A 15,745-nucleotide genomic window follows, 5' to 3' on the forward strand; every position below is an offset into this window, starting at 1 on the left:
GATAGTACAAATAACAGGAAAAACCTCAAGAAAGGAGTTCTAACAATACAGGATTGCAGGATTCAATGGATGAATGCCTACCTGCCTACGATATTGACCAAAGTCCCTATTTCATCTATTTCGATGCTGATTTTGTCACCGTCATGTAAGGTAAATGAGTCGTCAGGAACGAGACAAGTTCCTGTCATCAGATAAACTCCATCCGGAAATGCCATTTCTCTAAAAAGATATCCAGCCAACTCGCTATGGCTTCTTTTCATTTGGTTGATGGAGATTTCCCCTTCGAATACGGTTTTTCCGTACCGCTCGATTTTCATATGGATTTTGGTGTCGGGATGGATGGGCTTCTCCGGAACAAAGAGGCAAGGACCGATAGCAGCTGCAAAATCATAGCTTTTTGCCTGAGGAAGGTAAAGCGGATTTTCTCCTTCGATATCTCTAGAACTCATATCGTTACCGATCGTATAGCCTGCGATATGACCTGAGGAATTGATAAATAGTGTCAGTTCGGGCTCGGGAACATTCCATTTGGAATCTTTGCGGATGTGGACTTTACCGTTTGGTTGGGCGACGCGATAGTAGGTGGATTTGAAAAACAGTTCCGGCCTTTCGGCTTCATAGACTTTGGAGTAGAATACCGCAGCGCCGCTTTCTTTGGATTCTTCCATTCTTGCCTCTCGGCTTCTGAAGTAAGTGACGCCAGCAGCCCAGATTTCCTGAGTCCCGATCGGTGCAGCAATATCCTTCGGAGTCCAATCGATTTTTTCAGAATTGGAAACGTCTTCCTTTAGTTTTTGGAAAAGATTGTCACTGTTGACCAAAGTGTTCCAGTCATTTACTTTGGATTTGAAAAATCCTGATTCGGATTCGATGATGATGCCTTGAGCGGATTGGTAGATTTTCATGGGTTATGGTTAAAATAGGTTTAATCTGAAAGGTAATTATTTTGTGCTGTTTCACTTGGGTTAAATTGATGAAAACACTTATAAACCCTTTAAACAGATAAATATATATGTAGGATGGTGAATAAAGATGGATATCAAGTAGAATTGCTGAACTCCTAAAACTCTTTTTGGCTCAAAATTGCCATGCATCCACCTCAAAAGTAAAAAGAGCCTATTTCAAAAGCTTCATTTTTTCGTCTTCAAAAACGAAAACTTTCCCGTTGCTCAGTTCGATTTTAAGATCAAAAACCAATTCCAAATTTTCAACCAAAGATGAATTCCATTTTAGAAACAGCCCGTCTCCAAGATAAATCTTAGGCTTTATATTCAAATAATCAGAAATGGTTTCTGCCAAATTTGAAGGATAATTTGAAATCAAAAAATACCCCGAAATGTCAGATCCGATTTCTATGTTTTTTTCCGGTGAAACACCAAATTGTTTTTTGGTCGTAATCATTATTCCTGTGATGCTTTCTTTTGATTCGTTTGGTGCAGGACTACAGGCTTTTGCTATTTGAATAAACCCAGCTCCCAGAATGGAATGCCCAGTTTGTGAAAGAAATTCAAAATCAGATACTTCAATCAACTTGTATAAATCATCCTTTGGATAATAGAAATCAGGGTTGAAAGTTTGGCCCATCAAGAAATCTTTCACCTCAAAATCCTTTATGGAAAAGTCTTTGGGTGGAACATTATTTCCGCAGCCGCAAGAATCGAGGCAAAGGATATCGCAGGAAATAGGTATGGCACCAAACATTAAAAGAAATAAGACAAAGGCTACAAAGTTTTTTTTCATGATTTCAATAGTTAAGCTTATCTATCAACCTGACGATTTTTTCAACTTTGGTGTCCTGCCTCTTAGCCTCTAAGATGGCATCTATCTCATCTTTTTGCTCCCAATCCGCAAGTTCCATGAATCTTTTGTAGGCATTTGGGGCTTCTTTGAGACATTCCAAGATATCGCCGGGAATCACCTCCGGACTTTCTTCCCCAAAAAGTATAATCCTCACCCAGTCCCCTGCCTCTTTTTTGATGGATTTTCTGATTTCAGCTTTGACAGGTAGAAACAATTGTCCGTTGCCAAAGGGCATAAGCGTGCAATTCTCAAGATGGAAATTATCAATGCTGCCGCTCACTTTCTTTAGGCCAAAGGGAAACCGTTTTTCTTTGGAGACTTCCGGTATCAGGGCATAAGTCCATCCTCCTTTGCCTTCAAATTTTTGAAGGAGATAATCATTTGCTATAAATGGTTTTTTATCCATCGGTGGTTGGAAGCCTGATCAAAATCCCTTTAAATTTAAGGAATTTAACAATCAATTTTGAAACCATATGGCTCTAAACTGTAGCGATTTTCCGGCAGGATATGCAAAAAGCATCCTTTCTCTTTGCATGGTGATTTTTTTGATGGTGGCTACAATTTCTTGCACCGAAAATACCGATCAAAAATCAAGGAAGGTTGTTTTGGTGATTTTGGATGGAATTCCTGCTTCAGTAATCGAAAAAGTTTCGACGCCAAATCTCGACAGCATTACTTCTGCCGGTGGATATGCGCGTGCATGGCTTGGTGGAGAAAAGGGCGGATATTCCGAGACACCGACCATTTCTGCAGTCGGGTATAACAGCATGCTGACAGGAACCTGGGTCAACAAACACAATGTCAAGGACAATAACATCCAATTCCCCAATTACCATTATTGGAGTATTTTTAGGCATTTTAAGGAATTTTATCCCCAAAAGACCATAGCCATCTATTCTACCTGGCTAGACAATCGAACCAAATTGCTTGGTGAAGGATTGCTAGAAACTGGTAAGTTGAAATTGGATTTTTACTTTGACGGATTGGAACTGGACACGGTAAGGTTTCCTCACGACACTTTAAGCGGGTATATCCATGAGATAGATAAATTGGTAGCCTCAAAAGCCGCGGAAGATATCAGCACAGAAGCTCCTGATTTGACTTGGGTTTACCTGCAATACACCGACGACATGGGGCATCGCTATGGAAATAGTCCCGAAATGGATGCTGCTGTTCAAGAAGCAGACCGGCAATTGGGGGAAATTTGGAAGGCAATTCAGGAAAGGGAGAAGAACCACCAAGAAGAATACTTGCTGATCGTGACGACAGACCATGGTAGGGCACAGGGGGGATTCCATCATGGTGGGCAGTCTGATGCCGAAAGGGAAATTTGGATCGCAAGCAACTCTAAATTCAATCGGCGTTTTGATCTTAATCCCACGATAGTAGATGTTTTCCCTACGGTGGCAGGGTATCTCAGTATTCCAATTCCAAGAGAACATGCCATGGAGTTGGATGGGGTTTCCTTATTGGGTGAGGTATCGGCTTCAGATCTTTCTGGAAAAATTGAAGGAGGAAGATTGAAAATCAATTGGAAGGATTTGGGTGAAAAACAGGTTGGGAAAGCTTGGATCACCTTTGGAAATCAATTCAGGTATGGGAAGAAGGATGAATATATCCTGCTCGGGGAAGTAAACTTAAAAGATGAATCCGCCGAATTTGACATTTCAAACCACGCATTCCAAAATGCCAAAGTCGTATTGGAAACCCCGACAGGCTTTCTGAATTATTGGGTGAAAAATGCAGATCAATAAGGATTTTGATGATGATAAGTCAATTCTTCTTCTTTATTTGGACCAAAGACACTAGACTGAAGAAGTAATCAAACAAAAGTTTGATCCCTGACACAATATCAACCAATATCCAATATCAATCAATATCATTTTAAACAAATATCAATGTCCGGTTCGCTTAAACACCTTTACAATTGGTCGCAAGACCAAAAATCAACCCATTTGATGCCTGCACTTTTTATTGGGCACGGGTCTCCGATGAATGGTATCGAGGACAATGAATTTTCCCGGCAGTGGTCTGTTTTGGGAAAGGAAATTCCAAAACCTTCAGCTGTTTTGGTGGTTTCTGCGCATTGGTTGACAAGAGGAACTTGGATCACTGCGATGACCCATCCCAAAACCATCCATGATTTTGGGGGATTTCCACAAGAATTATTTGAAGTGCAATATCCCGCCCCAGGCAGTCCGTCAATGGCAAAGGAAACCACAGAACTGATTACAACAGTTCCGGTTGGATTGGACCACGAATGGGGTTTGGACCATGGTACTTGGATGGTTGTGAGGCACATGTATCCTGAGGCCAATATCCCGGTGCTGCAGCTCAGTATTGATTATTATGAAAGCCCGGATTTTCATTACCGTTTGGGAAAGGAGTTGGGAGAATTAAGGAAAAGGGGAGTGCTGATTATCGGTAGTGGGAATATGGTTCATAATCTCCGGATGGTGGCTTGGGACAAATTGAATGAACCTGAGTTTGGCTTTGATTGGGCTTTGGAAATGAATGCCTTATTTAAGTCCAAAATCGAATCAAAGGACCATCGCGATTTGATAGATTATAGAAATCTTGGCCATGCCGGTAAGCTTGCCATTCCCACACCCGACCATTATTTTCCACTTTTGTACCTTTTGGGAATTCAGGGAGAAAAAGAAGAGATCTCATTTTTCAATGACAAAGCGGTGGGAGGTTCCTTGACCATGACTTCAGTCAGGTTTGGTTAAGAAGACGAAATGGAATTAATTTTTGATAATCAAATGTTTTTGGGGAACAGGAACTCGCCAAAATCATATGGGTATCCGCAATGTTGTGACTTAGGCTTACAAGGACTTTTATTGGATGCAGATCCTTGTCCACGAAGGACAGTCCCCTGTTTACATAATAGCTAGTCATTTCCCAATCATTATTTTTTGGCCATGTGCAATTAATGGGATATACACCAAATTATTTTTTTGATCCGAAATACAATATTTTTTCTACCAAAGTCAGATTACTTTTTATCAAAAAGAAATTTTTAATTGGTTATTGCGCTGTATCTGTAAAATATATACTTTTCAGTATAATTGCTTATTCCCCAAGGTAATAAATGCAAATTGAAGAGCTGTTTTTTGACAACTTGTTCATATAAAACAAATATCAAACAAAGGATTCTTTCAAAATATCTCGCTTTTGAAAGTGTTCCGGTCCATGGGAAAATTGCAAGGCAAATCTTTTTTTTAAGTATAACAAGTTCATATGTTTCCAATCAGACCTGGTCAGTATAGACACCTGCAAGCAAAATACCAAAAGGTTACACCTTTGGATTTGACATCAGCATTGAGGACTCCTGCCGATCCCAATGCATATTCCAATGCCAGATTAAAGAATATAGATGCCGGCTTAGAGCCTTTTTCAGGGGAATTGACTGATACACATTTGGTTCATTTTATCAAGAGGACACGGTTTGGAGCCACCTTGGAAGAATTGAAGGGTTTGAGGGGCAAGTCGCTCAACTTTATCGTTTCTGAATCTTTAGCGTCATTTACTCCATTTACTGAGCCGGTCAACAACTACAATGTGGTAAGTGAAAACAAGATTGATCCGGATGTCCCGCTTGGGCAAAGCTTTGTACAGGCGCGATTCAATGAGGACTTTGAAGGAGATAGGATAGTAGCTCTCAAGTCTTGGATGATAGGGAGGATTTTGGGTTCAAGCAATGGCATTCAGGAAAAGATGGTGCTGTTTTGGTGGAATTTTCTTCCTATCAAAATGTGGGATGTATTTGTATCCAAGTCTTGTTTCCGCTATATCAATATGCTTCATAGGCATTCCTTGGGCAATTTCAAGGAATTGATCCGTGACCTTACTGTTGATCCTGCCATGTTGGTTTTTTTAAGTGGGGCGTTCAACAACAAAGAAACTCCTGACGAGAATTTTGCCCGTGAACTTCAAGAACTCTTTTGTATCGGAAAAGGAAAGGATGCGGGATATAATGAACAAGATGTACAATCCGCAGCAAGGGTACTCACAGGTTGGACAGTCGATTGGGACAGTATCCATACAGCCGGTGAACCACAGTCTTACTTTAATCCCGATATGCACCATTTGGGGAATAAGCAGTTTTCGGCTTTTTATGGAAATAAATTAATTTCAGGAAAAGAAGGGGAAGAAGGTGCAGGAGAATTGGATGAAATGCTCGATATGATTTTTGCTACCAATGAATCTGCAAAGCATATCGCGCGGAAGTTATACTCATTTTTTGTGGCTAGTGAAATTACAGAAACGGCTGAATCCGTTGTAATTACTCCATTGGCCAATATCATCAGGCAAAACGATTACGATATTTTGCCGGCTTTGGAAGTGCTGTTTTCTTCGGCCCATTTTTACCATCCCGAAATCATAGGGGCTATGATCAAAAGTCCATTTGATTTTATATTGGGGCTTTGGCGAAATTTTGACATGCCTGTAGCTGAAAGCGCCATGGCAGAAAAGAATTTTTACCAAGCTATTCTGTGGGACATGAGTGGCATGGGCATGGAAGCAGGCGATCCACCCAATGTAGCCGGATGGACTCCATATTACCAGGCGCCTCAATATGACAAAATATGGATCAACACCCATACTATCCTTAAGAGAGCGATAGGGTCAGATTCCATGATATTTTGGGGGTATTGGATTTCCAATTCGGTCAATATTGGAGCAGATCTCCTTTCATATGTTAAAGGTTTTACCACGCCTGAAGATCCAAACTTGCTGATAAAGGAATTTGCGCTAGTCAATCTTGGGTTGGAATTGAGTCAATCGCAGATCGATCAGGTAAAAATGCTTCTGCTGAATGGACAGGATCAGGATTACTATTGGACAGGTGCTTGGCTTACCTATATGGCATCTCCAAATGATCAGGAAAGTGCCATTGTGGTGATCAATAGATTGAAACCTGCTTTCCAGCTTTTATTGCAAATGGGAGAAGCACAACTGATGTAATTTTTATGAAAAGAAGGTCATTTATAAAACACGCCGCTCACAGTCTTGCGATCCCAAGTTTTTTGGGAGCGATGAGCAACAAAAGCTTTGGACAGACTTTAGATAAATTTTTGCATCTGGCAAATGAAACAGACCGTGCTCTGGTTCTGATTTATCTGGAAGGGGGAAATGATGGACTCAATACGGTGATTCCTTTGGCGCACCTCAGTCAGCTCAACAAAGTCAGGCCACATGTGGTGTTGCCCGAAAGTAGTATACTTCCGGTAGACGGAACTGATTTTGGCCTACATCCTTCACTCACCGGATTTCAGTCATTATATGAAGAAGGGCGGCTTCAGGTATTGCATTCAGTAGGTTACCCACAACAGAATTTTTCGCATTTCCGCTCTACCGACATTTGGATGAGTGGTTCTGATGCAGATGAATTGATCAACTCAGGTTGGACAGGAAGGTATTTGGAAGCTAAGCATCCACAATTCCCCGAAGGATATCCAAATGCAGAAAATCCTGACCCTTTGGCCGTGGAGATTGGGTATGGTTCGTCTATGCTTTTTCAGGGAGAAAAGGCCGGTTTTAGCATGATTATCAACAATACCAACCAATTTTATCAATTACTGGACAATGAACAGGAGGAAACCCCTGATACTCCGGCAGGAGATAAACTGAGGTATATCAGGCTTATTGCTGAGCAATCCCAGAAATACGGGGCTGTCGTCAGAAGTGCCGCTCAAAAGGTGACTCAACAAAAAGTCTACCCAAATACCCGTCTTGGCAATCAGCTCAGGATAGTGTCAAGACTTATTGCGGGAGGTTTGAAGACTCCAATGTATTTGGTTAGAATGGGTGGATTTGATACTCATGACAACCAAGTAGATGGAGGAGACCATACCAAAGGTGACCATGCGCGATTGTTAAAAGACCTGAATGATGCTGTGATGGCATTTATGAATGACCTGGAGTTTTTGGGAAGTGCTGACAGGGTGATGGGTATGACTTTTTCCGAGTTTGGAAGAAGAATTGTTTCCAATTCTAGCGGCGGGACCGACCATGGTGCTTCAGCACCCTTGTTCATCTTTGGAAATATGTCTCATGGAGGCTACAAGGGTACCGCGCCACTGATCGATGGGTCAGAGGAATATCGAGACAATGTGCCGATGCAACATGATTTTAGACAAGTTTATAGTTCTTTGCTTACACAATGGTTTGGGTCGGATTCCTCGGTAAATCAAGCAACCTTGATGGGAAACTTTGGAGAAATCCCCGTGGTCAAAAATGCCATTATCACTTCTCTTGAAAAAGAAGCACCAAGCAATTTAAAAGTCTATCCAAATCCTATCAGGGATTTTGCCACAATTAAGTTTGATGTGTTTTCGGGAAGTGTCAAAATCGACATCATCGATAGTCAAGGTAAAGAAGTGAAAAAAATATATGATGGAATTGTCCAAAACAGGCAGTTCAATCAAAATTTTGATTTCTCCGTGTATCCTCCAGGCAGGTATATTCTCCGTGTCATGGATGGTTATAAAAGGTCAACAGCCCATCTGATTAAGTTATAAAAGCCCTTGTCCCTAAAGGATTATAGGGATTATAAAAATAAAGGTTATTTTTTTTGGTTAGTTTTGGTTAGAAGGAGTCAGTTGGGAGGCTGACTCCTTTATTTTTTATAAAATGGTCCATTTTAATTTTTTTGCTTCTCTTGGAAAGAGACTAAACAATTTATTCACCATTTTTTGAAAATTATTGGGTAAATGCATTTTCGAAAATCAGTGGGAAATAGAAAGGTTTTTTAAATTAAAATTAAATTTAGTTCAAATTTTAATTGCTTTTAATTTACAAGATTTCACATTTTTTGAAACCTGAGCCCATAATTTTATCAAATCTTGGTCATTTTATCTAATTATGTAACTTAATTCAAATCAAAATTAGTTTTAGCATTGTTTGGTTAATATTAAATGATTAGTATTAATTAAATAATTTATTGCAATTATTAGTATTATGAAAAAATCAGATTTCAGGAAGGCGTCCGGGTTTGGTATCACCTATAGATTTTTTGAGTTCTTTAGGGTCTCTAGCGAAAAAAGTGTGTTTATATTTTTGATCATGCTTCTCTTGGCAGGAATTGGACTCATGTTTGCAGCCTCATTCCTTTGATCCTAAATTGGGGTCAAATCATTGGATTTTTTCTCAAAGTATATGCCGTACCTAAGCAACAATACGTTTTACTATTTAATTGGAATTTCCAACCTTTCTGCTTTGTGGGTTGTCTTCACTGAATGGTTAAATTAAGGACTTTGTTTTGTATGTTTAAGAAAAAAACGTCAGGAAAATCAGCCTGACGTTTTTATATCTTTAGATGGTATTTAAACTCAAAAAGGACTATTTAAACCCCTTTTTCCAAGTTTGTATCCAATATTTCCCTGATATTTCCTGAGGGTCTCTCCGCAGAAGGATCGATGATTTTTCCTTCTCGGTCCAAAAGGAGAAATCTTGGAATTGCATTTACCATAAAGAATTGGGCAAGTTCAGATTGCCAGGCGTTTGGAGCAAACCATTGAAGACCATCCATTTTTTTGTTCTTCACCATTTTCTCCCAAGGTTCACGCGTCTCATCAATAGAGACTGTCAAAAAAGCCACAGGCTTGTCCTTGTATTCTTCTTTCACTTTATCCCAGTGTGGATGCTCTGCAATACATGGACCACACCATGTCGCCCAAATGTCGATGTAAACCAGATTTCCTTTTAGGTCACTTAATCTTACAGTCTCACCTTTCAAGTCTGAAAATTCAAAATCAGGAACCGTTTTTCCGGGACTGATAGGTTCCCACTTAGCTTTGAGTTTTTCAAGTTTCTCAGCAAATTTAGGAGTCGTATTTTCGGCGAGGAATTTATTATACATTACCTCTGAATTCACCGGTCCACGATATTCAAGGGTAGATTTCAAAGTTTCAAATTTCAATTGGTCTTTGATCGTAGGGTCTTTGATCAATGAATCAATGGCAATCCAACTCACTTTTTCATAATCTAAGGTAGTATCCGCTTTCATCAATTCACCTGCCAATGCTCCGATCCTTTGGTCAATCAGGTTTTTATACGGAGCCACACCAAGGAGTTCTTTTTGGTCTAAAGGCAAACTTTGCAATTTACTTTTGTTTTCATCAACAGGAAAATCCACAGAATCCTGAGGGATTTTGTTGATATAGGCATGGTACATTGGATATAACTGATCCATAAACATGCTTTGATAGATGAAGTAAGACTCTTCCATTTTGGAAAAAACAGGGTCAATATTTTTTCCTGTAATCAGTGAATCATAATTGTTTTTGACAACGGAAATAAGGCTGTCCTTTTTTGAAAAATAGGCTTCCTTTTTCAAGGCCATGATTTCCATAAAGTTTTCCAATCCACTCTCATTGATGGCTTTGAATTTTTTGCGCAAGTAGGTGTTTTCTTTGGATTTATCGCCTGACGCTATGAAAGTCTTTGCAAACTCCTTGACATCGCCATTGACATGTATACTGTCCCCGGGATCTAAATAAAGGCTAAATCTCAAATCTCCATTGGTAAGCATAAACATACCTGATTCTGGGTACTCAAAATTTAATTGAAAAGAACCATCAGATTTCACTGAATCTTTTGCTAAATCTTCATCCAAACTCACGACAATGACCGGAAATTCCGAATTGTCCAGTTTACCATAGATTTTGATACTGTTGTCGATGACTTCAGGTTTTTGGCTACATGCAAACAATAGCATGCTCGCTGCCAATGCGGATAGTGTTAGGTTTTTCATTTGTTTGTGGTTTTGATGAAGGTTGAATTCAGGAAATAAATTGAAACTAATTTTGGATCAATTTAATAAACTTAAAAATACTTTATGATTTCTAGACAAAAAAACAAAACCAAGGGTATAATTTATTGGCTAAGTCGTTTTACGATAATTTAACAAGGCTGAAACAGTTGATTTACTTTATCTGACATTTTGTTGAAATGTAGCATTTTCATCTACGCAGGTATTTTTTAAAAATAGCTAACTAGCATCACTATCTGATTTCGGAACAAAGCATTTGGCCTTCTTAATTATTTCGCAAGGATTCAAATGTCCGTCTATTGCCGCAAGTAGAATGAAACAGTATTGTAAATAATGATACTTTAAATTGGAAGGTGTAATTGTCGATCAAAGTTTGCGGTTTTTTGAGCATTTCTACAAAAGTGTTGGTAGTAAGAGTACCTGATTAAAAAAATTATAATGAGAAAAACTTATAGTAAATACTTTTCTGTTTTTGACCTGCTAAGAAAAATGACAGAAGCCCATAGGTTTTCAAACGAAACAAGCGTATTTATTTTTATGATAATTCTCGTTATGGCAGGAACGGGGTTATTATATGCTTTACCATACCTAATTGGGTAGAAGGCGAAGTTTTTATTTTCGATTATTTGTTACTTTACCATTCTCTCAAAAATTGAAATTCAAGGTTGGGATAATCGGTCCATGGTCTACCGTTGACAGTCATGCCGGTCCGCATTGGTGGAGCAAATACAATGCAACTTCAATCTGGGTTTTATTATGGTTTGTTGCGGTAAAGCCTACATGCAATTTTTCTTTTTATGGATATTACTTTCTTTCACTTAAAATTTAATGGTGTCTGATTGCGATTACTTTTATGTTTTTGGAAAGGATGGCAACTACTAAAAAAATCACCTGAAGACTCATGCAATTGTCCTAAATATCAATTGGTCTTTTGAGACTTTATATACTCAATTTGAACTGGGCGAGCTTTTCTTCCTCGTACTTTTTGAGTATCTGGTTGAGGGAATCAAGGTAATCCGACAGTATTTTGTGATTGACCAAGGCACTTTCAGCATCAGGAATCGTCACTGGCATTTCACCGATAAATTTCTCAAGTTCAGGCGCAAATTCTTTTATTTTTAGGGTTGCTGCCAAGATTTCAGCATTAAGTTGGGTTTCGGTTTTCATAACATGTAGGCGTTTTTATTGAGTGGAATTTTGGTTCATGTTACAAAGGTCGTTCCTTAACAAACAGCAAGCATGACACAAAAAGGAATGTGATTTGTATTTTTTACAGGTTCTACTTCAAATTCCTCATCATTTTTTCCTGCATTAATTGAAAGAAAAAAATGGAATCCAATTCAATGGAGACCCACATTTGTCAAAAATCTTACCTAATGAAAAATACAAACCCCTAAGCCAATTCCCTCAGATCCACCGGAACAACCCTTGAAACGCCCGCTTCGATCATGGTGATGCCGTAGATGATGTCGGTACTAGCCATGGTGCGCTTGTTGTGTGTGACAATGATAAACTGGGACTCTTTCGAAAACGTCTGGATGATATTGTTGAACTTGTCGATGTTGGCATCGTCAAGCGGCGCGTCCACTTCGTCGAAGATACAGAATGGTGCAGGCTTCAGAAGGTAAATCGCAAAAAGCAGGGAAGTGGCGGTCAGGGTTTTTTCCCCGCCGGAAAGTTGGTTGATGGTCAAAGGCCGCTTGCCTTTAGGTTTGGCGATGATCTCGATCGGACTTTCCAATGGATTGCCTGGATCCACCAAGGTCAGGTCGCATTGGTCCTCTTCGGTAAAGAGCGAGCGGAAGACTTTGATAAAGTTCTCTTTGATCTTGCCAAAGGCATCCAAAAAAGTATCCTTGGCTACCTGATCGATTTCCATGATGGTTTCCAACAGGGAGTTTTTGGCTTTGATCAGGTCGTCTCTTTGTCCGGTAATAAAGGTGTGGCGCTCTTTGATTTCATCATAAGCTTCCATCGCCATCGGGTTGATGGGGCCTATTTTTTCCAACCTGTCTTTTGCCTTGCCGACGATTTCGCGGATATCGGACTCGGCCATCTCGGCATACGCTTCATCCAAAGCAGGATTATCGGCCATCAATCCATCCAAATCTATTTCAAATTCCACACTCAGTCTTTCCTTGAGACTTGCAAGTTTTAGCTTGACTTCATTCATGGACTGCTGCATCTCATGGATCAAAGTGTCGAGCGATTCTTTGGATTTTTGGAGTTCACGGATCTGCTTGTCTGTATCGTCGATCTCACCACGTGAGGCATAATAATCCTTCTCTGCTTCATTGACACCTTTTTCTATGCCTTCCTTCTCTGCATAGAGTTCGATGAGCTCGTCGTCTTTGATCTCGTTGTTATCAAGCAAAGAGCGGATCTCTGCGTCAATGGAAGCATGCTCGGTTTGGGATTTTTCGATCCTTTCCTTGCTGCTTTCGAAGGCTGATTGCTTGAATTCGATCTCTTGCCCAAGGCTGTTGACGCGGTTGAGCTGTTGGTGATACAGGATATTCTCCTGGTTAAAAGCCGCAGACTTTTGGCTGAGGCTTTCACTTTCAGTTTGGACCTGAAGGTTTATTCTTTCCAATTCAATTTCCAAAGCCTCAAAAGCAGCTTTTTCATTTTCCAGATCGGGCATGATGGTTTCCAAGCTGAATTGTAGAGATTCGATCCTGTCCAGGATATCTTCGCGTTTGTTTGCATTGGAAGAAAGGAGTTCGGCCAACTGTTCCTTTTTGGTGCGGACAGAGACATACTCCTGATTGGTCTCGTTGATTTCCTGTTGCAGCTTTTCAATGGCCGACTTGAAGCTGACTTCTTTGAGTTTGAGCAGGTCGGTGAGCTTTTCGTCAAGATTGGCGCGGGTCGCGGAAACTTTCTTGTTGAGTTCCTTGATTTCCTTTTCGAGTTTCTCCAGGTTTTTGGCCCGGCCTATTCTTTTTCCTTCAAAAAGTCCCACAGATCCACCTGAAAGGCTGAATTTCCGCTTGGTAAATTTGCCACTTTCGGTGATGAAGATCGAAGATTGGTCAGATGGAAAATCCTGGTATTCACCTTTGACGATATAGACATCATCAAGGATAAATCCGATCAGCTTTGCGTATTTGTCATCGTATTCGATGATCTCCGTTGCCGGAATGGCATTGGCAAATAGCTTGGTTTGTGCCGGATGAAAGCTGCTGAAATGCTCCAGGACAAAGAAATTGGCTTTTCCCTTTGCCGAGTCGCTCAAAAGGTTGACTGCTGCGATCGCCTGTACTTCAGTCTCGACCACATAGTAATTCATGTAGTTTTCGAGGTAATTTTCAATCGTGACCCTGTACTTTTCTTCTGTAGTCAGTATGTCAGATAGGAGGGGAGTGTCTTTTGCCCAATTTGAATTTTTCTTCAGAAATTTAATTGCTTCCGGATATCCCTCAAGGTTTTCGACCAATGATTTGGTCAGGTTGAATTCATTTTGCCTCGCATCCAATTTTCTGGAAGTCTGGGTGACTTCTTCGCGGATCATGTCAATGATGCGGTTGGTTTCTTCTATTTTTTGGATTTGGTCTTCCTCTTTGGTCTTGATCTTGGACAGTTCGGCTGATTTGAGGTCGAGGATATCCTGGAGCAAAACCATCTTGTCTTCAAACTCTGCCAAGTTGGTAACCTGATTGGTATCGTCAGAAGCAGTCTTTTCGAGTTCCTGCTTTAGTGTGGAAAGCTGGATTTGCTTGATTTCTTGGTCTTTGGAAAGCTGGTAAACGCGGTCTTTTTTGTAGGAAAAATTCCTCGTCAGCTCTTTTTGATTTTCTTGGATTTGGGTCTGTTCTCTTTTTTGGGATTCGTAGGCTTCACGCAGTTCCTCGACGATCATTTCTTTTTCGGTAAGCATCTTTTGGGCAGAGTCACTTTCTTGCTCGAGCGATTTGATAGAGAAACCTGCACGGTCGTTGGACTTGCGGTCTGCATCTATCTGTTCACGGAGTTTTTGTGCCCGGTCTTCTAGAAATCTAAGTCTTTCATTTTTGATTTTCTTATCACTTTCAAACTGCCGGATTTTATTGACATGCTCGTTGAGTGTCTTTTGGCGGGAGGAAAGCAGCTTTTCTTTCAGGATCAGATCGGCCTTACTGAATTCCAATAAGGCTTCTTTTTCCGCGACTATGGTATTGACTTGTAGCTTTCGGTTTTGTTCTTGCTGTACTTTTTGATTCAAAGAAATCAGCGAATCGGCATGTTTTTGGACGGATTTTTTGGCGAGGTTGATGCTCGCTTCTTTGTATTCCTGTTTGATTTCAAAATAGCGTGCTGTCTGCTTGGCCTGTTTTTCGAGGCTTTTGAGGTTTTTTTCTATTTCAAAAAGGATGTCTTCCACCCTTGCAAGGTCAGCATCAGTGTCTTCGAGTTTTCGGAGGGTTTCCTTTTTTCTGGATTTGAATTTGGATATTCCTGCAGCTTCCTCGAAAAGTTCGCGGCGTGAATTGTTCTTGTCATTGAGGATTTCATCGATCATTTTCAGCTCGATGATGGCATAGCTGTTGGAATTGATGCCGGTATCCATAAAGAGATTGGTGATGTCCTTCAGCCTGCAGGCGATGCCATTGAGTAGGTATTCACTTTCTCCTGACCGGTAATAGCGCCGGGTGATGGTTACGTGGGTGTATTCTGTAGGCAGGAGATTTTTGGTATTTTCAAAAGTCAGAGAAACCTCTGCGAGATTGCTAGGTTTGCGGTTTTTGGTACCGTTGAAGATCACGTTTTCCATCTTGTCGGAGCGGAGCATCCTTGATTTTTGTTCCCCAAGAACCCATCGGATGGCATCCACTACATTAGATTTTCCACAACCGTTTGGACCGACTACTCCGGTGATTCCCTTGTCAAAATGGATGACCATCCTGTCACCAAAACTCTTAAAACCTTTGATTTCTAGCTTACTCAGCAGCATCCTTTACCTTCTTTGAAAATGATTTCAGACAAAATTACTTGAATTCGGAAATTAACCAAGGCGAATAAAGTATGAAGTAAGAAGTAAGAAGTACGAAGTTGGTGAAGTAAGTAATAAGTACGAAGTATGAGTCACTGTTTTGAGGGGGCTGATGGCAAGAAATGCGATGCTGTTACTTGTCAACTCGATAACCTGATAATCCGCAGCAGACAACAATTACAACAACTAGAACC

General features: G+C 40.3%; 10 protein-coding genes. 4 read left to right on the forward strand and 6 right to left on the reverse strand.

Going from position 1 to position 15,745, the window contains the following annotated elements:
• Positions 1-77 precede the first annotated feature (77 nt).
• From MMU07_RS02215 to MMU07_RS02225, 3 genes are all read right to left on the reverse strand, one after another.
• A complete protein-coding gene (locus tag MMU07_RS02215; protein WP_241124194.1) occupies positions 78-905 on the reverse strand; it encodes a fumarylacetoacetate hydrolase family protein in 828 nt (275 codons plus the stop codon).
• A gap of 211 nt (positions 906-1,116) precedes the next feature.
• Entirely contained in the window at positions 1,117-1,740 is a 624-nt protein-coding gene (locus MMU07_RS02220; RefSeq protein WP_241124195.1) for a hypothetical protein, read from the reverse strand.
• Positions 1,741-1,744: 4 nt separating this feature from the next.
• The gene (locus MMU07_RS02225; protein ID WP_241124196.1) at positions 1,745-2,206 is read right to left on the reverse strand and encodes a YdeI/OmpD-associated family protein; all 462 of its coding nucleotides are present in this window, start codon (positions 2,204-2,206) and stop codon (positions 1,745-1,747) included.
• Between the two features lie 67 nt (positions 2,207-2,273).
• On the opposite strand from MMU07_RS02225, the gene MMU07_RS02230 reads away from it, so the two are divergent.
• The 4 genes from MMU07_RS02230 (at position 2,274) to MMU07_RS02245 (ending at position 8,327) form a co-directional block, all read left to right on the forward strand.
• Positions 2,274-3,554, forward strand: a complete 1,281-nt coding sequence (locus MMU07_RS02230; protein ID WP_241124197.1) for an alkaline phosphatase family protein — start codon at positions 2,274-2,276, stop codon at positions 3,552-3,554.
• A 144-nt stretch (positions 3,555-3,698) separates the two neighbouring features.
• Positions 3,699-4,532, forward strand: a complete 834-nt coding sequence (gene ygiD, locus MMU07_RS02235; protein ID WP_241124198.1) for a 4,5-DOPA-extradiol-dioxygenase — start codon at positions 3,699-3,701, stop codon at positions 4,530-4,532.
• 511 nt (positions 4,533-5,043) lie between these two features.
• Positions 5,044-6,771: a DUF1800 domain-containing protein gene (locus MMU07_RS02240; RefSeq protein ID WP_241124199.1), complete on the forward strand. Its 1,728-nt coding sequence runs from the start codon at positions 5,044-5,046 to the stop codon at positions 6,769-6,771.
• A gap of 5 nt (positions 6,772-6,776) precedes the next feature.
• On the forward strand, positions 6,777-8,327 hold the full coding sequence (locus MMU07_RS02245; RefSeq protein ID WP_241124200.1) for a DUF1501 domain-containing protein: 1,551 nt from the start codon (positions 6,777-6,779) through the stop codon (positions 8,325-8,327).
• Between the two features lie 824 nt (positions 8,328-9,151).
• On the opposite strand, the gene MMU07_RS02250 is transcribed toward MMU07_RS02245, so the two are convergent.
• The 3 genes from MMU07_RS02250 to smc all read right to left on the reverse strand — a co-directional run bounded on the left by MMU07_RS02250 (position 9,152) and on the right by smc (position 15,512).
• The gene (locus MMU07_RS02250; RefSeq protein WP_241124201.1) at positions 9,152-10,561 is read right to left on the reverse strand and encodes a TlpA family protein disulfide reductase; all 1,410 of its coding nucleotides are present in this window, start codon (positions 10,559-10,561) and stop codon (positions 9,152-9,154) included.
• Positions 10,562-11,518: 957 nt separating this feature from the next.
• Positions 11,519-11,746 carry a hypothetical protein gene (locus MMU07_RS02255; RefSeq protein WP_241124202.1) on the reverse strand — a complete coding sequence of 76 codons (228 nt, stop codon included), beginning with the start codon at positions 11,744-11,746 and terminating at the stop codon, positions 11,519-11,521.
• Between the two features lie 226 nt (positions 11,747-11,972).
• On the reverse strand, positions 11,973-15,512 hold the full coding sequence (gene smc / locus MMU07_RS02260; RefSeq protein WP_241124203.1) for a chromosome segregation protein SMC: 3,540 nt from the start codon (positions 15,510-15,512) through the stop codon (positions 11,973-11,975).
• Between the last annotated feature and the right edge of the window lie 233 nt (positions 15,513-15,745).

Source organism: Cognataquiflexum nitidum, assembly GCF_022538055.1.
GTDB lineage: Bacteria > Bacteroidota > Bacteroidia > Cytophagales > Cyclobacteriaceae > Cognataquiflexum > Cognataquiflexum nitidum.